Source organism: Couchioplanes caeruleus (assembly GCF_023499255.1).
Taxonomy (GTDB): Bacteria; Actinomycetota; Actinomycetes; order Mycobacteriales; family Micromonosporaceae; genus Actinoplanes; species Actinoplanes caeruleus_A.
Genome location: NZ_CP092183.1, coordinates 3,049,066 through 3,069,809 on the forward strand (window position 1 = coordinate 3,049,066; position 20,744 = coordinate 3,069,809).

At 67.5% G+C, this 20,744-nt stretch carries 19 protein-coding genes; 16 read left to right on the forward strand and 3 right to left on the reverse strand.

All coding sequences use genetic code 11. The annotated features are described in order from the left end of the window. Positions 1-27: 27 nt before the first annotated feature. The 9 genes from COUCH_RS14280 to COUCH_RS14320 all read left to right on the forward strand — a co-directional run bounded on the left by COUCH_RS14280 (position 28) and on the right by COUCH_RS14320 (position 9,860). A complete protein-coding gene (locus tag COUCH_RS14280) occupies positions 28-2,163 on the forward strand; it encodes a hypothetical protein (RefSeq protein WP_249612555.1) in 2,136 nt (711 codons plus the stop codon). Between the two features lie 28 nt (positions 2,164-2,191). Next, positions 2,192-3,709: an SCO6880 family protein gene (locus COUCH_RS14285; protein WP_249612556.1), complete on the forward strand. Its 1,518-nt coding sequence runs from the start codon at positions 2,192-2,194 to the stop codon at positions 3,707-3,709. Continuing rightward, positions 3,706-5,277 (forward strand): hypothetical protein, encoded by a 1,572-nt coding sequence (locus tag COUCH_RS14290; protein ID WP_249612557.1) that lies wholly within the window; start codon positions 3,706-3,708, stop codon positions 5,275-5,277. Before COUCH_RS14285 ends, COUCH_RS14290 begins: the two co-directional genes overlap by 4 nt. Continuing rightward, positions 5,277-7,133, forward strand: a complete 1,857-nt coding sequence (locus COUCH_RS14295; protein WP_249612558.1) for a type IV secretory system conjugative DNA transfer family protein — start codon at positions 5,277-5,279, stop codon at positions 7,131-7,133. The genes COUCH_RS14290 and COUCH_RS14295 overlap by 1 nt, the downstream gene beginning before the upstream one ends. After that, positions 7,133-7,747, forward strand: coding sequence for a hypothetical protein (locus tag COUCH_RS14300; RefSeq protein WP_249612559.1), 615 nt, complete (start codon positions 7,133-7,135; stop codon positions 7,745-7,747). The genes COUCH_RS14295 and COUCH_RS14300 overlap by 1 nt, the downstream gene beginning before the upstream one ends. Further along, complete coding sequence (locus tag COUCH_RS14305) at positions 7,744-8,046, forward strand: hypothetical protein (RefSeq protein WP_249612560.1); 303 nt, start codon at positions 7,744-7,746, stop codon at positions 8,044-8,046. The genes COUCH_RS14300 and COUCH_RS14305 overlap by 4 nt, the downstream gene beginning before the upstream one ends. Then, positions 8,046-8,327, forward strand: coding sequence for a hypothetical protein (locus tag COUCH_RS14310; RefSeq protein ID WP_249612561.1), 282 nt, complete (start codon positions 8,046-8,048; stop codon positions 8,325-8,327). The genes COUCH_RS14305 and COUCH_RS14310 overlap by 1 nt, the downstream gene beginning before the upstream one ends. After that, entirely contained in the window at positions 8,324-8,773 is a 450-nt protein-coding gene (locus COUCH_RS14315) for a hypothetical protein (RefSeq protein ID WP_249612562.1), read from the forward strand. The genes COUCH_RS14310 and COUCH_RS14315 overlap by 4 nt, the downstream gene beginning before the upstream one ends. A 94-nt stretch (positions 8,774-8,867) precedes the next feature. Next, entirely contained in the window at positions 8,868-9,860 is a 993-nt protein-coding gene (locus COUCH_RS14320) for a hypothetical protein (protein ID WP_249612563.1), read from the forward strand. Between the two features lie 172 nt (positions 9,861-10,032). On the opposite strand, the gene COUCH_RS14325 is transcribed toward COUCH_RS14320, so the two are convergent. Next, the gene (locus COUCH_RS14325) at positions 10,033-11,421 is read right to left on the reverse strand and encodes a serine/threonine-protein kinase (RefSeq protein ID WP_249612564.1); all 1,389 of its coding nucleotides are present in this window, start codon (positions 11,419-11,421) and stop codon (positions 10,033-10,035) included. Between the two features lie 178 nt (positions 11,422-11,599). Beyond that, on the reverse strand, positions 11,600-12,670 hold the full coding sequence (locus COUCH_RS14330) for a hypothetical protein (RefSeq protein WP_249612565.1): 1,071 nt from the start codon (positions 12,668-12,670) through the stop codon (positions 11,600-11,602). A gap of 296 nt (positions 12,671-12,966) precedes the next feature. Between COUCH_RS14330 and COUCH_RS14335 the strand changes: the two genes are divergently transcribed. After that, a complete protein-coding gene (locus COUCH_RS14335; protein WP_249612566.1) occupies positions 12,967-13,686 on the forward strand; it encodes a hypothetical protein in 720 nt (239 codons plus the stop codon). A gap of 121 nt (positions 13,687-13,807) precedes the next feature. Here the strand turns inward: COUCH_RS14335 and COUCH_RS14340 are convergent, their stop codons facing one another. Next, positions 13,808-14,551 carry a hypothetical protein gene (locus COUCH_RS14340; RefSeq protein ID WP_249612567.1) on the reverse strand — a complete coding sequence of 248 codons (744 nt, stop codon included), beginning with the start codon at positions 14,549-14,551 and terminating at the stop codon, positions 13,808-13,810. 521 nt (positions 14,552-15,072) lie between these two features. Here COUCH_RS14340 and COUCH_RS14345 point away from each other — a divergent pair. From COUCH_RS14345 to COUCH_RS14370, 6 genes are all read left to right on the forward strand, one after another. After that, complete coding sequence (locus COUCH_RS14345) at positions 15,073-16,188, forward strand: alpha/beta fold hydrolase (protein ID WP_249612568.1); 1,116 nt, start codon at positions 15,073-15,075, stop codon at positions 16,186-16,188. Positions 16,189-16,451: 263 nt separating this feature from the next. Further along, the gene (locus COUCH_RS14350; protein ID WP_249612569.1) at positions 16,452-16,952 is read left to right on the forward strand and encodes a MarR family winged helix-turn-helix transcriptional regulator; all 501 of its coding nucleotides are present in this window, start codon (positions 16,452-16,454) and stop codon (positions 16,950-16,952) included. A gap of 24 nt (positions 16,953-16,976) precedes the next feature. Next, the gene (locus COUCH_RS14355; protein WP_249612570.1) at positions 16,977-17,675 is read left to right on the forward strand and encodes a DUF981 family protein; all 699 of its coding nucleotides are present in this window, start codon (positions 16,977-16,979) and stop codon (positions 17,673-17,675) included. A gap of 95 nt (positions 17,676-17,770) precedes the next feature. After that, the gene (locus COUCH_RS14360; RefSeq protein WP_249612571.1) at positions 17,771-18,367 is read left to right on the forward strand and encodes a hypothetical protein; all 597 of its coding nucleotides are present in this window, start codon (positions 17,771-17,773) and stop codon (positions 18,365-18,367) included. Between the two features lie 21 nt (positions 18,368-18,388). After that, positions 18,389-19,906 carry a hypothetical protein gene (locus COUCH_RS14365; RefSeq protein ID WP_249612572.1) on the forward strand — a complete coding sequence of 506 codons (1,518 nt, stop codon included), beginning with the start codon at positions 18,389-18,391 and terminating at the stop codon, positions 19,904-19,906. A gap of 22 nt (positions 19,907-19,928) precedes the next feature. Beyond that, entirely contained in the window at positions 19,929-20,570 is a 642-nt protein-coding gene (locus COUCH_RS14370) for a hypothetical protein (protein ID WP_249612573.1), read from the forward strand. Positions 20,571-20,744 lie beyond the last annotated feature (174 nt).

The window sequence follows — 20,744 nt, forward strand, 5'->3', positions numbered from 1 at the left end:
GCATCGAGCGGCTCAGGCCACCGCCACATGCGCCGGGCCAGCATCGCGCGTGGGCTGCTCCTGCTGGCTGCCTGCATCGCGATGCTCCTCGGCGGTGCGGTCCGCGCCGACGCGGCACCCACCCCGAGCCCCGCACCGACGAGCCCGGTCGTCGACGCGGCCTGCGCGGCCAAAGCACCCGGGTCGGTCGCATGGTGCATGCCGTGGGCCGTGCACGTCGACAAGCCCACCGACCAAGGGCGATCCCACTGGGTCACCCAATGCAGCAAGGCGACCAGCGACGCCGACAAAGCATCCTGCGCCGCCGCGTCGATCACCCTGAGCAATAGCCCACGCGACGGCACCGCGTCGGTGCTGATGGACGGCCCGAGCACCGGCGCCGGCCCCAAGGGGCTGATCAACTGCGCCGCCCAGCTCCCGGTCGGCTATAACCCCAACTCCCACACGCAGCCGGACTTCGACCTTAAGTACAACCTCTGCCAGCAGCAGGTCTCGACGTTGGCTGCCCAGATGTACGACCCGGACCCGAAGCAGCCGGACTGCCCGGTCACCGACGTCAGCTGCAATGTGCAGCGCAACGCCGAGCAGGCGCTGGAGTCCGGCATACGGACCGGCATCCAGGGGCTCGTCGACGCAGCGGTACAGGGCGTGGTGTTCCTACTGTCCAAACTGGCCAGCCTGGTTTTCAAGGTCACCGCGATCTCTTCGCCGGACGCCGCGTTCTATTCCACCTACAACTCCCTCGCCGGCGTGATGGTCGGGCTGGTCTTCATCTTCTTCATCATCTCCACGATCATCAACGGGCTGCGCACCACCGCCGGGCCTAGCCCGGTCGCCTCGTTGGGCGGCCTCGTGCGGGCGGTGCTCGGTATCACCTTCGCCGGCGGCTTGGCCTACACGATCGTCGCGGCCTGGGACCAGGCCACCAACGCGGTCATCGACGCGAATGCACGCACCCCGTACGACCCGTCGGCGCTGGTGACCAGCTTCAGCAACCTCACCGGCGGCGCTGGAACGATGTTCATCGCGCTGCTGCTGGCCGTACTGGCCACGATCGGGCTGCTCCTGCTGTTCGTCATCATGCTGTTCCGCGGACTGCTCGCCACCGGCGCCGCCCTGTTCGGCGCGGTCGCGATGTCCGGCCAAGCCATGCACGAGACCCGGCCCTGGGGGCGCCGCTGGTTCTGGACGGTCAACGCCCTGGGCAGCAGCAAGTTCTTCATCGCCGAACTGTGGATCTACGGCTCCCGCGCCGCGTACGGGTCGGACGACTTGATGAACGCCCTGCGCGGGGTGCTGCTGATCTGGCTGATGGTGGTGGCGCCGTGGATCCTGCTGCGGCTGACAACGCTGTGGGACGGCTACCTGTCCGACGTCAACGCCCACGGCATCCTGTCGAGCGCCGGTGGCCCGCTGCAGCTGGGAGCCGACTTCGTCGACGGGTTCCGCGGCGCCGCCGACGCCGGCGGCGGTGGTGGAAGTCCGGGCTCGGATGCCGCCGGCGTCATGGACGAGAACGCCGCGAGCGTGCCGACCAGCCCGGTCGAGGCCGCTGGTGTCGGTGACGGCACGAGCCGTCAGGTGGGCGACGCCGCGTCGACCGGCGCCGACGGCGGGAAGGTCGGCGAAAGCGCCAACGGCGCGGGCGGCGAGGACCAGGGCCAGGCCGGAGCGGATGAGACCCCGAACGGCGATGAGGCCGACGGTATCGAGTCCGGTGCGCAGAGCGCGCAACACGACGTGGCATCCGGGCAGCTCACCGCTCCCGGCGATGCCACCGGCTCGCACGGGTCTCTGCCGGTCACCCCGGGCGGGGCGCAGGCCGCCGACCCGACCGGAGGCGCCACCAGCGACCTCACCGGCACCCCGGCCGGCACCGGCACAGGTGGCGGACAGGGCGACAGCGGCAGCACTGGCGCCGCAGCGGATGCCAGTACCTCCCCGATACCTGACACGGCCGGCGCCCCGTCACCCGCTGCGGCGGGCGGCGACCCCGCGGGCGCCTCGTCGGCGGGTGAGCTACCAGCAGCCGCACCGGACCCCGGCCCGCAGCACCACTCATCTGCTGACGGCGAGCAGTCCGGTGGCCGCCCGGGAGCCGCAGCGAGCGGCGGCGAGGGCGCTGCCGCCGCGGCCAGCGAAGTGCCCATCGTGCCGATCTAACCCTGGCCTTGACGAAAGAGAAGAACCGATGAAATTCCAGTTCCCGCCGCGCTCGACGCGCGGAGCGGTCCTCGGGTTCGCCTGGTCGCAGATCGCCCTGGTCATGGCCGGTGTCATCGCCGCCGTGGTGGCACTCAACCTGCTGGTCGCCGGCCATCGCGGACCCGCCATCGGAGCGCTCGCGGGCTGCGTGCTGCTGGTGACTTTGGGCCTGCTGCGATTCAAAGGCCGCCGGGTGACCGAATGGGCGCCGGTCGTCGCCGGAGCCCTATTGCAGCGCCAGTCCGGGCAGAGCGAATACCGGGGCGGCCCGTACGCGCCGAGCAGCGTCGAGAATTGGATGGATCTGCCGGGCCCGGCCGCCGCTTACGTATGGCTCACAGCTACGGCCTCCGACGGCACCACGCAGATCGGGCTGCTGCACCACCGCCGCGAAAAGACTGTGACGGCAGCCCTCACCTGCTACGGCACCAACCTCATCCTGGCTGATCGCGATGTCCAGACGCAGCGGCTGACGGACTGGGCGCAGCTGCTCAACATCCTCGGCAGTGAGTACGCCGACGCCGGGCTGGTCCGTTGGTCGGTGACCTCTAGGGCGGTGCCGGACACCGGAAACGCCGCGCAGCGGTTCCTGGTCAACCGGGCCGTCGACACCAGCTCCGCGGCGTACCGGTCGCTGGCGCAGCTGACCGCGGCGGCGGCCCCTGCGGCGCAGCGCCACGAGATCTACCTGTCGGTGGTGTTCGACATCGCCCGGCTCTCTGGGGAGATCGCCCAGGCCGGTGGAACGGATGCGGCGATCGCTGCGGTGGTGCTGGACCGGCTGACCGGTATCGAGTCCGCCGTCGTCGAAGCCGGGATCACCACCGCTGGCTGGCTGTCCCCGCGCGCGTACGCCGCGATCATCCGTACCCAGTTTGATCCCGACGATCAGGAAGTCGTCGACCTGCGCGCCAGCACCCCTGCGACCGGCGACGGCCCGACGGCGGCGGGGGTGCAGCCGCGGCTGGCCGGGCCGGTCGCCGCCCGCACGGTCGGCTGGAACACCTACCAGCACGACTCGGCGTTCTCGAGAACGCTGTGGGTGGCGCAGATGCCGCGGCAGCTGGTCGCCGCAACGTGGCTGAGCCCGCTCTACATGCGCACCACCTGTCGGCGCACCGTGAGTCTGGTTGCGCAGCCGGTCCCGGCAGCGGTGGCGCAGCTGGCCACCCGCCGGGAGAAGGTGTCCCGGGCCGGTGACGAGGTCACCAAACGCAAACTGCGGCTGGTCCGCACGGCCCGAGAGGATGATGAGGCCCGCGCGGTCGAGCAGATCGACCGGGAGCAGGCCGCCGGGCACGTGCGCTACCGGTACGCGCTGCTGGTCACCGTCACCGCCACCACGCTGCCCGACCTGGACCGTGATGTGCGGTCGGTGAAACGGATCCTGTCGCGGGCCGGGTGCGAGGCCATCGTCCTGGCCGGGGAGCAGGACCAGGCGTTCGCCGCCGGGGCCCTGCCGTTGGCGCGCGGGTTGAAGCCGGCCCGGGGGTGGTCCGCGTGAGCCGCCGCCGGGTCCTGCGCCGCGAGGGATCTCTCGCAGACCGTATCGAGCAGCGAGCCGCCGCCCGCGACCTCGCCCGCGCGCAGGCCGCGCTGGAACGCGAACAAGCGGCGGTGGCCCGGCAGGAGGACCGGCTGCTCGGACCGGTGCCGGTCGGCCGGGGCGGCGCCTACGGCCGGGCGGCCGGGCGGGTGTTCTGGCAGATGCAACTGCCGCCGCTGACCACCACCTCCGCCCAGCTCTGCTCGGTGTATCCGTTCGTGTCCGACCCGGGTCTGCCCGTTGACGGGCCGCTGATCGGCCTGGAGGTCTACTCCCGGTCGGCGTTCACCTTCAGCCTGCACGAGCTGTACCGGGCGAAAGTCATCACCGCCCCGAACATGGTTGTCACCGGGGAGATCGGCTCGGCGAAGTCGTCCCTGCTCAAGACCCTCGCGTTCCGTGGCATCCCATTCGGTACCCGGTTCTACGGCACCGACTACAAAGGCGAATACGAGCAGCTCGCCGTGGCTGCCGGGATCGCACCGGTGCGGATCGGTCCCGGCCTGGGCGTGATCATGAACCCCCTGGCCGGGATCCGCCGCTACCCGCAGCAGACCGAGGCGCAATGGCGGCAGTTGCAGCGTTCGCGGCGGCTGTTGCTGCTCGAAGGGCTCCTGGAGATCCAGCTCGGCGGTCCTTTGCAGGAAGCCGAACGCTCGCTGCTGGAGTACGCGGTTGACGCGGTCACCCGCGAACACGACGCGAGCGCCGGCCGGCTTGCCACCCCCACCCTGTCCGCGGTGCTCGCCGCGACCGGCGACCCGACGTTGTGGCAGCACCGCCTTGACCAGCTCGCCTACCCCGTCGACACGTTCGTCTCCGACTCGCGTCGGGTGCGCCTGGCCCTTGAGCGGCTCATCTCCGGAGCGCTTGGCGGGGTGTTCGACGGCCCGGTCGAATCCAACGCGCGCCTGGACTTCACCCAGCCTGGGGCGATCCTGGATCTGCGCACCATCCGCGCCAGCGATCAGATGACCGCGATGGCGATGACCTGCGCCCAGTCCTGGCTGGAGACCGAACTGTCCGCGCCGGACGCCCCGCCGCGGGTCTGCTTCTACGACGAGTTCGCGCTCATCGCCCGGCACCTGCCGCTGATCCGCCGCATGCGCGAACAGCTGAAGCTCGCTCGGGCGCTGGGCATCGCCAACGTGCTGGCGTTCCATCGCTTCAGTGATCTGGCAGCGTCCGGGTCGGCTGACTCCGAACAGGTCCGCATCGCCCGGGGCCTGATCGAGGACTCCGGTGTGCGGGTCTCGTACCGCCAGGCCACCGGCAGCCTGGAACAGGCCCGCGAGTTCCTCGGCACCTCCGATGTCGAGACCGACCTGATGCGCTTTCTGCGCCAGGGCGTCGGCCTGTGGAAGATCGGCACCCGCTCCTTCGTCGTCAAACACCAGCTCAGCCGGCTGGAGACGGCGATGGTGCACACCGACAGCCGCATGGAAGCCGACGAACCGGTCGCGCCGGCCGACGGCGCCGACTACGACGCCCGGCTGGCCGCCGCCACCGATCCGGCGGCCGCGTGATGGCCCGCCCACCGCTGTCCTCACCCGGTCACCGCCCACCCCGGCAGGGCCGGGCCCGCGCCGACATCCTCGGCCGGCTGATTCTGCTCGTGTTGTTCGTCGTGATCGCCGTGGTCGGTGTGGTGTCGCTATGGGCGGCCGGGCAGCTGTCTGCCCTGTTGGTCCACCACCAGTGGGCGGACACCACGCTCGGGCAAACGCCCGGGATCGTGGTGCGTCTGACCGGTCACTTGGACCGGCCCGCCGACGCGTGGCCGGCCACCGCCCGCCCGGTGATCGGGGGGCAGTGGCTGCTGTATCCCCTGTGGGCGCTGACTTTCTTCGGCATCCTCGCCGGGATCGGCGCGCCGGCCCTGCACGTGGCCAAGACCAGGATGCGCCGCAGCGGATTCGCCACCCACGCCGACCTGCACCGCACGCTGACTGCCGACGCGGTCCGCGCTCGCGTCGACGTCGTACGTCCCGGGCTCACGATCGTCGACACCGACGACCAGCTCACCCGAGCCGCGAAGACCGCCCGGCGCCATGATCCCCTCGAGGCCGCCCGGTTCCTGGGCAACGACGCCACCAGCGGCCGGCCGCTCTACCTGGCCAACGAATACACGTTGTTGGCCGCCGCGGTGCCGCGCTTCGGCAACAAGACCACCCGGTACGTGATCCCGGCGGTCGCCGACGCGCGCGGCGCGGTCATCACCACCTCGACCCGCCTGGACGTCGCCGAGATCACCTACGACCGCCGCGCCGCGATCGGCCCGACCCACATCTTCGAGCCGCAGGGCGAGATCCGCGGCGTACCCCGCATGGCGTGGTCGCCGATCGAGGGCGCCGACGACCAGATCGTCGCCATGCTCAGGGCCAATGGCTTCGCGGCCGGCTCGGGTATCGGCGACGAGTCGGTGGAGAACGGCAAGTGGTTCCGCGACCAGGCCGCGACGATCCTGCGGGGATTGCTGCACGCTGCCGCGCTGGACGAGCACGCCACCATGCTCGATGTCCTGGCCTGGTCGCAGAACCCGGCGAACTCCCGGCCGGAACGGATTCTGCGCGCGCACGGTGTCGACTCCTGGGCCGACCGCCTCGCCCGGCACCGCGAAACTAGCGGTAGGGCCCGCGACACCATCCAAACCGTCGTCTCCGGCGCCCTCGACGCGTTCAACGACCCTCGGGTCCTGCTGGCTTGTTCGCCGCCGCGCGGCACCCAGTTCAAGCCGGTCGACTGGCTCAAGGAGTCCGGCACCATCTACCTGGTCGGCACCCGTGACGCCCAGGCGTTGATCGCTCCACTGCTCGCCGCGCTGAGCGAGGACATCATCTACCAGGCCAAACGCCTCGCGCTCACCGCGCCGGGCGGGCGGATCGAACCGACGCTGTACTTCATCGGCGACGAGATCACCAACATCGCACCACTGCCCTCCTTGCCGTCGCTGATGAACGAAGGCGGCGGCTCCGGCATCGCCGTCAGCGTATTCGCGCAGAACCTGCACCAGCTCCGCGAACGCTGGGGCGACAAGGGCGGGCGGGCCATCGCGGACTCCGCCAGCGCCCGGCTGCTCATCGGCGGCAGCACCGACGTCACCGGCCTACGCGACGCGCAAGCTCTGGCCGGGCAGGTCACCGACATCACCTCCAGCCACTCCTGGGGCGGCGGCCGAGCCTCGGTCAACGAAAGCACCCGCCGCGAAAACCTCCTCGACCTGGCCGACCTGCGCACCCTGCCCGAAGGCCGCGCGCTCGCCCTGGTCGGCAACCTGCCCCCGGTTGAGCTCGCCGTACCGGCGTGGTGGGAACGCCCCGACGCCGGCGAGCTGACCGCCGGCCGTGACGCCTTCCGCAAACGACTCGCCGAGGCCGCCTGATGGACGCTTCCGACTTTCAACTACCCGAAGACCCGCCGCCGGACATGGTCGCGGTCGCCCAGCTCGCCGCATCCATGGCCAGGCTGACCGAGGCCGTCGACACCCTGCACCAGCAACACCTCGCCCTGGCCGACACCGTCGCCCGCGGCCAGAACGCCGGACCGCGTAAAGCCCCGCAAAGCATTCCATGGCCACTGCGCTGGGCCGAGCTCGACCGCGACGTCGCCGCGCAGGTGTGGGCGTGGCTGATCGACTGGGTCGGCTGGGCCGTCGACCGCTACCAGCTGGCCGAAGAGATCCCGGCCTGCTGGTACCAGCACCCGCCGCTGATAGAAGAGCTGACGGGGCTCGCCGCCGCCTGGCACACCGCGTACGACGACGCCGCACCGGCAGAAGGTCCGTTGCTGTGGCACGAACGCTTCGCCCGCGCCCGCCTGCGGCTGCGCGACTGGGACGACTACACCCGCTGCCGCAACGGCACCCACACCGACCGGCACCTCGACCTCACCTGGCCCGCCGCCTGGCGTGAAGCCGCTGCCCTAATCGCCGACGCGGACCTCACCGACCGGCCGGACGGCGCACCGGCCGCCAGCCCGCAGGAGCCGACGTCATGACCATGCCCGCCGAAGTCACCTCGGATGCCGCCTGGGACCGCCTCAACACCGTCCTGCGGGCCATGTACCGCGACGTCGACGACCTCTACCAGCGCATCACCGAACCCGAACCCGACGAGGAAAACCCGCAGCCGGAGGAGAACGAACCCGTGAGTGACCTGGACGCCGAGTACGACGCCGACGATCGCGCCGCCGAATACGCCGACGAGGAACGCGTACGCCTTGATGCCGAGACCGACGGCCGTCTCGACGGCGACTACGACACCGATGTCGACGACGAACCCGGCCTGGAGGACTGATGCCCGGCCACACCACCCTCGCTCAGGACCGCGAAGCCACCGATGATGCGGCCGCCGGCCACCCGCCCGGCAGCGGCTATCTGCTCTACCTCGACATCCTTCGCGCGCTCGATGAGCAAGGCGCCGCCGTCAACAGCGCGCTGCTCGAGGCGCACACCGCCCACACCGCCCAGCAACGCCAGAAGGCGATGACCAGGTTGCATACCCGGCTGCGTGACATGGCCGCCACCGCCAACGACGCCCTGGGCAGCTGGCCCGAACGCAGCGACGGAACGGCATGAGCTGCCGGCGACTGGCCGCCGTCTGCGGCCTCGCCGTCCTCCTGACGGCGGGGTGCAGCCCGACCATCAGCTACACCGCGCCGAGCGAACAAGCCGCGACCACCAGCCGCGACCACCCTGCTCCCATCGGTGGGCCACGCCGCAACGCCGCGCTGCTCGCCGCCCTGACCTACATCCGGTTGTGGGCCCGGCCCACGCTCGACCGCAACGCCTGGTACACCGGCGTGCAGCCGATGGTGACGCCGGCCTACGCACAGCTACTCACCGACACCGACCCGGCACAGGTTCCCGCCCACACGGTGACCGGCAGCCCGCGCGCGGTGTCGGCTAACACGGCCGTCGTGGTCGCGGACGTGCCGACCGACGCAGGACTCATCCGCGTCACCATCGCCAGCACGGACGGGCGATGGCTGGTCGACAACGCTCGTCCGGCGCCGGCACCATGACAGCGCCGACCCTTGTCACCGGGGCCACCGGGCCCGGGCCTGGCTCGGGGGTCGGTCCATCGCGCCGGGCGGCCCACACAACTCGGCGGCGGCCATGAGCAACCGCGTCGTCGCCTTGTTAGTGGGTGCCTTCCTGTTGGTCGGCTGCTGTCTCGCCGGGCCGCTGTTGCTGCTGACCACCGTCAACGATGAGTGCGCCCCCGCGCCGACGACATCGGTAGCCAGTAGCCAGCCCGCAGGGCAGTGGGACGCCGAGCAACTGGCCAACGCCCGCACGATCGTCAGCGTCGGCGCCGAGCGGCGCATCCCGGCACGCGGGCAGATCATCGCGCTCGCGACCGCCATGCAGGAGTCCGGGCTGCGCAACCTCGCCGGCGGTGACCGCGACTCCATCGGCCTGTTCCAGCAACGCCCCAGCCAAGGCTGGGGCACCCCGGCCCAGATCGGCGACCCCGTCTACGCCGCCGGCAAGTTCTACGACAAACTCGCCACCGTCCGCGGCTGGCAGGCCATGCCACTAACCGAAGCCGCACAAGCCGTCCAAGGCTCCGCACTCCCGAACGCCTATGCGAAGTGGGAAGACGACGCCACCGCTCTCAGTCAGCAGCTCGGCGTCACGGTCGGTAGCGCAACCGACTGCTCAGCCGCCGACGTCGCGGTGGCGCAGCCGGTCACGCGCAACCCCGACGGCTCCTGGCCGGATGAGCCCTGCAGCATTCGACCCGATCCGACCACCGGGCTCGGCTGCCTGACGCCACGGACGTTGCACCTCGTACAACAAGCCAAAGCCGCAGGGTTCCCGAAGCCGGGCTGCTACCGCGTCGACGATCACGGCGAGCACCCCAAGGGCCGCGCCTGCGACTTCATGATGACCTCCGGCGGCGAAGCCTCCGGCGCCCAGAAAGCCCGCGGCGACGCGATGGCCGCCTGGGCTGTCGCCAACGCCGACCGCCTCGGCCTCAAGTACGTCATCTGGTTCCGCCGCATCTGGACCCGCTCCGAAGGCTGGCACGCGTACAACAACCCCTTCGGTGGCAACGACCCCTCCGGATGGCACACCAACCACGTCCACATCAGCGTCGAGTGAAATCAGCAACAATTCATGCGCTGGTTTAGCCGATGAGTACGTCGCGTGCATCACCTTGGATCTTCCCGCTGGCTGGGGTGGAGATTTGAGCGGACTGACTTAAGAGTTGTGAATGCGGGTGCCGCAGGCCGATCACCGCATTGGCCCCGAGTGAGCGCCGCTCGGGGCGGAGTTAGAGCCCGATCGCCTCGTTGAACATGTCCAGAATTGTGTGAGGATCGGCAACTTCGTTATGAATTAGTTTTCTGTCAGACGCCTCGAACATTGCGCCGTTCCAAAAAATGGTTTGGGGCTTTGCTCCACTTCCCATCATGTGGTTCGGCGACGAAGAAAGTGGCGCGAACCTTAGCAAGTGCCATTGCGCGGATTCACCATTCCAAGCGCACACCATATTTGCCGGAATGACCCCCGCCTCTTCACCCATGTCACCCTCTTTCATCGCGACGAGACTCCCAACATAGAGGGTGTTCATTGACTCTGTTGCTGAATCGAGCTCGAAGATTTTCAACATGAGCCGGAAGTCGCCAACAATGAGGTAAGGGAATCCGTGAGGTCGGTCCTCTCCAGCGATGACATCTGGGACATCTCTGCTCAAGATGTCTACCGTTGAGCCCCACAGGTACTTCAAGGCAAGTCGCCCTTGGCGTTGGCGTTCCCGATACTCCATAACCAAGTTTGCCTTGGCATCGTTCTTCATCCGGCGCTCGGCCGTGGTGGCCAACATGCGTTGCACTCCGAGCTGCCAATCTTTGCTATTCCGGCCGGGCTTTAGCACGTCCACTACCCGTCGAGCGTCAGGCGGTCGAGCGGACGGCTCCTTGGCGAGCATGTCGAGAATCACCGTACGGAGCGGAGCTTGGACAGACTCCGGGAGTTGCGGAACAACTGTGAGGTGCTGGTGCCTGTGGTCCGGTCCTGGAAACGCCTTCCGTCCGGTCACCAACTCGTAGCCAATGCAACCTATCGCGTAGAGGTCACTCGCTACTCGCTCCTCGGCACCTACCACGAACAGTTCTGGCGCCCGGTATTCCATTGTGCCTCCGCCCCGAAGGGTATGGGAGGCCGTCGCGGCCGCCATGACACGCGAGATCCCAAAGTCGGCAAGGTGCCATCGATTGTCGATATCTAAGATATTTAGCGGCTTGATATCTCGGTGGATGACCCCGGCTTCGGCTAGCTCCCGCAGTCCTTCCGCGACCTGCCTCACAACGTCGGTAGCCTCAGGTGTCGTAAGCGGAGCGCTCTGCGCGACAAGCTCCGCGAGGTTCCGCCGGGCCCGTGGCATGACGAACATCAACTGGTCCGTCGCTCTCGCCACGTCGAGGAGCGGAACGAGGTGACCTTCAGGTTGGACTGGAAGTCGGCGCCAGACCTCAACCTCACGTTCCGCTATGGCCCTGTCCTGGACGGAACTGGCGCGGAAGCTGACAACTTTGACCGCGACGCTCGTGCCGTCCTCAGCCCTACCACCGTAGACGGTTCCATAGCTGCCGGGATCGCCGATGCGGTCTGCTTCGTCGTAGGAGTAAACGTTGCCGGATTCCGCCTGAAAGTCGATCAAGGAGCCCTCGCGTGTCCGTGTCCTCGTCTCCAATGTGACGGGGATTCGCCTCGAACTTACCCAGAGCGCTGCCGGCCGCGCCTACTGGGTTCTTCCCGTCAACCGCGGCGCGGGCGCAGTTGCCCCAGCGCTGGCCGCCGTCAGCGCCTGGGCACTCGACGGGGCCGGCCTTTGCCGACTACCCCCTTATGCTGTGCAAGTAGAAATGCTCGACATGCAGAACCCACTCGGACGAATCCTTATCTCCATATACCTCGGCGGTCGCGGCTACATCGTAAGCCGGAGAGAAGTCATTTTCGAGTCGGCCTGAGTCCCACCAGGTCCCCTCGATGACGATCGACACCGTCAACTGCACCGAGGCTGATGCATACGAGCGCGACGTTTCGATGTCGCCTATCTCGTCCACTGAATCAATCTGAGTCACCAAGGCTTTGGTGTTCAGGTATCGTTCTAGATCCCAGCCGCTCGCACTAACCAAGTTGCCGTAGTCATCAGTCGGCACTAGGCGGAGCGCCGCCTGCTCGATTTCCGGAAGTTGGTTATATATCTTTTCTAAGAACTCGTTGAGTGCAAGTTCGCTTCCGGCAGTCAAGGTTAGCAGTCCTCTTCGCGTCTGCCATAAGTCTTTTGCCATGACCGGCGACTCGCGTCCTCTGAAGTGGGCGACTGCGTCACGATCGGCAGAGACAAGAACAACATTTCCCAATTGCGAAGACGCCCTCTGCTCCAATAGGTTGAATGAAGCGGAGTCGGCTGCACCTGTCTTGACCCGTGCGCCGCCAAGAACCTTCTGCTTTCCACCCGAATCTGTTTTCCGACGGGCAGCTCCCGTCTGAAGGATTTGATCTCGAATTCCCTGCACGGCGGCCAAGGGATGAGCTGCAAGGCGCACGATCTCCGCGCCAACCCCTTCGAGGGAGTCGGAAAGGACTTTTACTAAATGCTCGATCTCAGCTGCGCCGCTTGGTAGTCCTGGCCAGTTGGGCACGTCGAGCCCGACCCGTCGCGCGGCGGCTAATGAATTCTCGAACGGTTCGACTGTTCGAGAGATCGAGTCGAATAGGTGCTCGGCCCACTCCCATAGGACGGGCTCAAGTATCCATACCGCTATGTCGCGCTCTTGCTCGTCGATAATGTTTACGAGGTCTTCAATCTTACTCAGGTCTAGTAGCCCTCGCGGCATGGAGTTGGTGTCCAAAGCTATGGCCACGACATCGTCCGGGAAGTTGAATTTTTCATCAACAGACACCCGGTCGATGATAGGGAGGCAGTCCTTCGTAGGCAATGTGGCGGCGGACTAAACGGAGGCGGTCAGGAACGCCAAGGTGCTGGACCAGGTGCTCCGATCGACTTCGCCAGCGCATGGGTGCCGCGCTAGCAGGAGCAAGGCCCGGCTCCGAAGCCCGCTCACCGCTGCCGGCCGCGCGAAGCAGCGGTTAACGAATCCCGGACCGGATCGTCATGCGGATGCTCCTGCTGTGTGAGTATGTATCTGTGACGTTCACACTGGCGCGGGCGACTGGGCTTGCTGGAAGGTACGCATCGATGTTCACCAGCTCCGACCTGGAGTTGCGGTTCCTCGAGTGTGGACTCGGGCCCTTCGTACCGCCGCCACGTTCCGGCTCCCAGCGCTACGCCAAGACCGAACTGATCGCGAGCACGCTCACTGGGGCGGTTAAGGCAGCCGGAAAGAACTCAGACGTCGCTAAGGGCGTCATGGAACTCATTGCCCTCGTCGCGGAACGGTGCGACGAGGAGCAGTTTGGCCGGCTGCGTGAAGCGACGCGATCCGGAGGTTTCGATCTTCGCCGTGCTGACGGTGAGGCCCGGCTTCTACCGCTAGACGAGCCTCATATTCCGTTGGGAGAGTCGGTCTCCGCGCTCGAAGCGGATCTTCAACGCCTCGGGATGGCCGTGGCCCACAATCACTACCGGCAAGCTGTGGACAGCCTGACGGACGGACGACACGAAGCGGCCAACGGTCAACTGCGCGCGATGTTTGAGGAAGTCGTCACCTACATGGCGGTGCAGCAGGGATTCAGCCGCGCCGGTCAGGGCGCGGGTGGCCGAGCGATCAGTTTCCTGGTGGACAACGGGCATCTTCCCGCTGATGATGGCGGCCTATATATCCGGGGTTTGTGGAAGATCGTGCATACCAACGGTCCGCACCCGGGCGCATCGCCGGTCGGCGAGGCGTACTTCCGCACACATGCTTTGACCGCCGCCGCCCGCTACCTCATCGATCGCTTCGCACCACCGGCATAAGGACCACCACCTTGCCCTGTCGAGGAGCCGCTTCGCCTGGCATGACAGAGCAGCACTCGTGCAGTGTCTCTCCCGCCCGCTTTTGACGGCCGCCGGAAAACCCGGTCGCTGACCGAGCGTCTTAGTCTGCTGTGGCCTCGGGGGTGGCCAGCAGCCGGACGAAGTAGTCGCCGTACCCCGTGATCTCGTACTCAGGTTCCCAGCCTCCGTGGGGTGTGTGGTTCTCGCCGATCTTCGTGATCAGGCTGTGCCGTTCCAAGACCAAGAGGGCTCCCGACGCGGAATCCGCCAGACCGGAGTCAGCGGCCGCGATGCTGTAGGGATACCAGCGCCGAGCCCCTTGCGGGTCGACGCCGTGAGCGGTGGCGTACTCGGCTAGGTGTCGTGGTGCCTCGCTCATGATTCGCAGGACGCGGACATGGACAGCGTCGAGATCGGCGATGGCGCGGGCGTCAGCGAGTTCGCTGTCGACCTTGGTCCCGGTCTCATCGGCTGCGTTGGCCAAGACGCGGCCGAGGGCTCGCCGCTTGTCGCGCATCGCGCTGTCCTGCGCCGCGCTCAGCACCCGTGCCAAGAGTTCCTGATGTTGTTCATCGCGGGCGAGCTTTTCGACGAACATCTCGAACTCGTCCTCCTCGACGCCGGCTGCCTGAGCCGCGTCAGCAAGGGTCTCGGCGGCGTTGACCATTCGCTGCTGGAAGAACCGCTTGTCCAGATATACGAAGGCGCGTTCGAGTACAGGGGTCAGAGCCGCACCGGCTAGAGCCCCACCCGGTCCCGCCAACCCGGCAGCGGCACCGACTGCTCCCGCAGCGGCACGAGCAGCAAGAGCCCGGGACTTCTGATCGTCATGTTCGCCGGTCATTCGTCAAGTATCGACGGCGGCGGCAAGGGCACAGAGCACAAGTAGCGGGTAGGTCGATGTCCGCTGGCTTCCGGCCTTCACGACCGACTTTTCGGTAAGCGGGGGTCGTTGGGCCCGGTACCGCCGCCACTTACGGGCCACGGGGACAGGTGGGGACAGCTGGGGACAGCTACTCCGACGCGTCGTCTTCCCGGCAGGGTCGTTGCTGTGGTTGCTCGGCCTGACGCCTCGCATTTCCTCGGTCCTGCATGCGCGTGGGAATACCTGGTTTCCCCAGTAGCCCCGGTTCCCAGCAACGTTGCAGCCGTCGTGGCCTCGTCGGGGTGCGGAGCAGGTGCGCCGGCAGTGACCACGCAGTCGTACCTCCGCCACAGAAAGGCTTGCTTGCGGCTGCGGAGAAGTCCGACACCACGAGGGATCGGCCACTCGGCCCGACTCATTCACACCGTTGGAATATTCGCACTTCCCCGGTACACCGCCGTCACTCGACCGTCTCCACCGAACAACCGAAGGAGCAGCGCATGCTGTCGAACACCAACCCGGCCGCTACCCGAGACCTGCAACGGTCTCGTACCCGGCACCTCCTGATCTCCGTCGCAGTGACTCTGGCGTTCATCCTGGCCGGCTTCGCGCTGGCTACGCCGGCTGCGCACGCGCAATCTGCACCCGCGGGGCGTCCGGGATGCGCCCGGGACGACCTGGCCGTCACGCTGACCGCCAGTCGTGGTGCGTCGACGTACCGGCTCGCCGGATGGCTGTGCCGGCCGGCCCGCACGACCAGCACCGTGCAGTTGCTGATCCCCGGCCTGACCTACACCCACCGCTACTGGACCGGCCCCGGAATTGGCACCGACTACACCGCAGCGGCAGTGGCCGGAGGTGACGCCGTCTACCTCATCGACCGCATCGGCACCGGCGCCAGTGACCGGCCACCCGCCGATCAGGTCACCGCCACCACCGAAGCAACCGTGACCCACCAGGTGGTGCGCGCGCTGCGCGACGGCACCCTCGGTCGGTTCACCCGGGTCGTCGGCGTCGGACACTCCTACGGCTCCGTCATCGCGATGGCCGAGGCCGCCACCTACCACGACGTCGACGTGCTCGTGCTCACCGGGCTGCTGCACGACATCCGCGTTGACGAGATGACCCGCTTCATCACCGACCTGTACCCGGCCGCCGCCGACCCGAAGTTCACCGGCACCACGCCGCCCGACGGCTACCTGACAACCCGGCCCGGCAGCCGGCCCGGGTACTTCCTCGACCCGGACACCGCCGTCCGCGGCGTCGCCGGGTGGGACGAGCACACCAAGACGACCGCCACGACCGGCGAGCTCACCTTCACCCCGGACGACGAGCTGGCCTATAGCCGCGCCATCACGGTGCCCGTCCTGTTCGTCATGGGCACCACCGACGCCCTGTTCTGCGGCACCGGCCAGCCCTGCACCACACCGGCCGACATCTGCCAACGCGAACATGCCGCCTTCCCGACCAGCACCGCCCTGGCCGCGGCGACCATCCCTCGGACCGGCCATTCGATCAACCTGCACCGCACGGCACCGCTGGCGTTCACGGCCATCACCACCTGGCTGCACCAGCGCGGCGCACCGGCCACGCCGCTGGTGTCGTCCTGCCGGTAATGACCGGCGAGCACCTGCAGACCCACCGCGACCGGAAACCCACCAGAAAGGACCACGACCATGCACGTTCCCGCGGCTAGTCACCGACCCGCCCGGCACACCCGGTACCTGCCCAGCAGCGCTGGCGGGCTCGACGACGCGCACCAGTTCTGGCCCGTGCGCAGGCTCGCGGACTGGACCAGCGGCGACCACCACCGCCACAGCAGAACCCGGACCCCGGCCCGCCCGGCAGCGCTGCTCGGCTCAGGAACCGGAGCGTGAAGATGACCGAGAAGCCATCGGGTGTCGCCGACTTCGCCGCGCTGGTGACGTCGGCGGCACCGGGCACCGCAGAAGATGACGGGCCGGGGCGGCTGGATCGCCTCGCCGTGCTGTGCCGCACCGCGAACTTCGCCCGCCACCACCTCGAGGTCATCGTCCTCCACGACGCCAACCTGACCTGGACCAGCTACGAGGTGCTGCACCTGGCCGTCATGCACCGACCCGTCGACACCGGAGTCGTCGCCGCCCTGGCCCACGTCTCCAAAGGCTCCGTCACCCGCTCCGCGACCGCCCTCATCAAACGCGGGCTGCTACGCCGCAGCATCCCCACCAAGGACCGCCGCCGGTCCCTACTCGCGCCCACCCCCACCGGCTGGGCGCTCAACCAGCAACTACGCGCGCAACTCATCACCGAGCTGAACACCCTGCTCGACGCCGAATCCAGCGCCGACCGGCACGACATCGCCGCCCTGCGGCGACTCATCACCGCACACCACCGATGACCTTCACCTGACAGGAGTCAACACATGATCATGTACAACACGCTTATCGGCGTCGCCGCCGGCGCGGCGCTGATCCTCGTCCCGCGTTACTGGGCCTGGCTGCGCAACGAACGCATGCCCCTGCGCCTCGTGCGCGCACCGACCGACCACAGCGGCTGGGCCGCAGCCTTCGGCGTCCTCGGCATCCTGCTGACCGGGCTCGGGTTCACGATGACCGTCACCCATCCGCTCGCCGAGGCCAAGCCGTACATCGATTCGCTCTTCGGCGAACCGGCCCTGCTGCTCGGCGTGCTTCTGCTCGCCGCCGCCTGGCGAATCGGCCGCACCAAGCCGGCCCTCGACGTCGATCGCCTACCCGAGGCGCTGGGCCCCGTCGGCGTCATCGTCTTCATCCTCGGGCTCGTCATGACCTGGTGCACCCTGGCCATCCTGCGGTTCGACGTCATCAGCGCCGCACCCGAGCAGGAACCCATCACCGGGCTGTTGCACAACTACCCCGCCATCGAGAACACGTTTTTTGCCGTCGTGCTTTATGGCCCGGCCGCGCTGGGTTGCCTGCTTTTTCCCTTCGCGGCTCGGCCCGGCAGCCGCCGCAGCTGGCAGGTCCTCTACTGGGCCTGGACGGTCGCCGGCATCGGCTTCGCGCTGTTCTCCGCGATGAACTTCTACACCCACACCGGCATGGTTGTGAACCTCACCGACGGGAGTGGCTACCGGTGGTAGAGCCCGTGACCGCGACTCGCCCAGCCGGAAGGCGGCACCTCATGCCCCTCTCACCGACTACCGCGGCTGTCCGTGCTGTGTGCGGGATCGCGGCCGTGCTGATGGCCTTCGGAACAGGTGCTTGCCGAGACACCGGCAGCACCACACAGCCCACGACCAAGACACGGACGAGCGCGTCGGCGCCGACCGCTGCGCAGTCGGCAAGCTCGGCGCCGAGCGGCACCACCGCTGCTCGCTACCTCAACAGGCGTGACGTGTGCAGCACCTTGGATCACGCCCGTCTCACCCGGGCGCTCGGCGCCGACGCCGGCAACCTCGGCAAACCGCGATTCAGTGACACCAGGATCTCGTCGCTCGCCAACTGCGATCGCCAGTACGGCCCCGCCGGGATGCGCAGCTTGATCTCCCTAGAGGTCATGACCAGCAAGGTGGGCTCGGTGCAAGCCTTCTACGAAGGGATGCGGGGCGCCCAGCAAAGGTCGACCGCGGTAGCCGACGTACCGGGAGTCGGCCAGCAGGCCGCCGTCTACACCGACCCCACCACCGGCCCACACTTGGTGGTGTACGACGGCAACCTCTACCTGAGCATCGCCCTCATCCCCGTGAACAGCTCCGCCACCGAACAGTTGAACACTCAGGAACTTCTGGTTGCCTGCGCGCAGCACGTTCTCGACGAACTTCGTCAGCGATAGAGCGCCGCCTTGGCCGCTCCGATGTATCTCGTCGGCGCGACCAAGGTGAGCCAGCTGACGGTCCTACATGCCGACGTAGAGGCCAGTGGCATGTATTCAGCAGGACAAGCGAGGTTCGGTCGTGGCAAGCTGACCGGCCCAGGCGGACGCCGGCGCGGTGCGAGCACCGCTCTAAGTATCGACGGCGAGGTTATGGTGGAGATCAAGTCTCTGGAACAGCTGCGTGAAGCCGATGAACGCACGCAGCGCTTTACACCCGGCGGGCTCAGCCTCGGCAGCAAACTCACACCAGAATCCGCCGCACAGTTCCAGCAGGAACTCGTCGCGGACCTGGACCTTGCGCCCGGCGTCGCGGCCGGTACACGGCAGAGCTTCGATCGGCTCCGCACCATCTACGCGTACGGAGTGCTCTGTTACGACATTTTCACTATCGTCGACGGCCATGCTCTGCTGGTCATCGAGCATGCCCTACGAGACCGATTCCTTGAGTTCCACGCCGGCACCGTCACCTTCGTCCGCCCCAGCGACCAGCGGGAATTCCGCGTGGACGCCACCTCCTATGAGTCGATCATGGACTTCCTCAGAACGTCTGCCGGCCGGAAGGCGCTGCTACGGGTGGGCGCTGGACCGGCTACCGTGCGTTTCAACGGGATGCTCGACGGACTCCATCGCTGGGCTCGGGCAGCGGGACTGCTGCGCGGACAACGCAACCGCGGCCACGAGCGCGTATCGATGCAGCTGCGGAACTTCGTCGCGCACCCAACCTCAGCACATCTGCTCATGCCGGTCGATTGCTTGCGCACGTTGAGAGATCTTGCGGAGTTCATCAACGAACTGTGGGGTCGTCCGACTCCCGGGGGTCGCCTGTACTCGGCGCCGAGCGAACGCAGCATCGTGGTCGTCGCCTGGGACAGCCAGGGCGGCACGCAGACGTTCCTCGCGGAGCAGCTCGGTGGCGGAACCCAGGAAGGCGACGACAGGCTGCGCTGCGTCATCCTGCGCGGCCGCTTCCACCCGGGCATCTACGAGGTAGATCCCGGCCTCTCCCATTTCGATAGCCGCTTCGAGAACACACTGTTTCCCACGGACTATCTGTGGGGTCCCGGCACCCTGGCCGAGGCCGCCGACTGGTATGCCAAGCAACAACCGCGGTCGGACGAGGTCGACCACCTCGACAGAGTATTCGCCATCCGCTACGCCGCCGGGCAGCTCTACCGGCCGATGCGCACTGACATAGCGGCCGGCCTCGAGCAAGAGGACCAGGCCGGTACGTGGCACCTTGTGCGCGCCGACCACCCCGACGACGCGCTTGGCCATGTGCGCAACCTGATCACCGGCGGCCACGGTTGCGCCAGCGAGGGCGAATGCCCAGTCTGCTACGTCACGGGGCTCGCCACCGGCCCCTGGCGGGACCTCATCGATGCAGGATCAATCGGCCCCGAGGCGCGTCACCAACTATCCGTTGACCTGCATCTGTCGGACGTCTATGCCCGGTCCAAGCCGGTTACGCGGATTGAAGCCGGTGATCACGGCTCGTGACGATCGCCGGTATCCTGCGCCGATGACGGACGAACCGCTGCGCGAATTCGACGACGGTGCCGCGTTCTGGGCAACCAGGCGCGGCTGGCCGGCGGACCTGCACGATGCCTTCTACCGTGACCGATGGGCAATCAACGACGGCACGTTCACCGACGAGTGGTGGACCGCAACGTTGCCGTGGCTGCACCGGTGGAAAGCCACCCGCGGGGCCACCTCCGCCCACCTCACCCACCAATTTCGGCGGCACCGCAACGAGCTACGCGACATCTGGGGCACCGAAGTCGTCCCACGACTCGCCGAGGACATCACGACAGTCCGATGGGACGATGTAAAAGCTCTGCCAGACATGGCGGCGAGGATCAAACCGACCAGGAACGGGTCAGGGGTGTTCCCGTCGAAGTTCGCCCATTTTGTGAGCCCGCGCCTCTTCCCGGTCCTCGACAAGACCGCGCTGCCCGGGCGCCAGCACAATTACGGGAGCTACTTTCGCCTTGTCCAGCAGACGTGGGCTGACACCAGCCCACAGGATCAGAGGCGTCTGAGACAACGGCTGGCTGAGATCATCACCGCGACAACCGGGCAGGAGCCCTTCAAGCGGTTCCCGACCGTGAACAAAATCGTCGAGTTGCGCCTGATCGGCCGGCAACACCCCACCCCGCTCTGACGGACGGAGCGCCCGCACGGTCGCGTATGACGCAAAGACAGGAAGTGCCGTGCCTTCTAATGTCGGATCACAATGGGCCGCACCTCAGCTGAGACCAGGCTGTGGCCGCTCGGCTTCGGACGGGTGCGCCTGGATAGGTTCAACCGTCTCAGGGGTGCCGGGTCCGACCTCCGT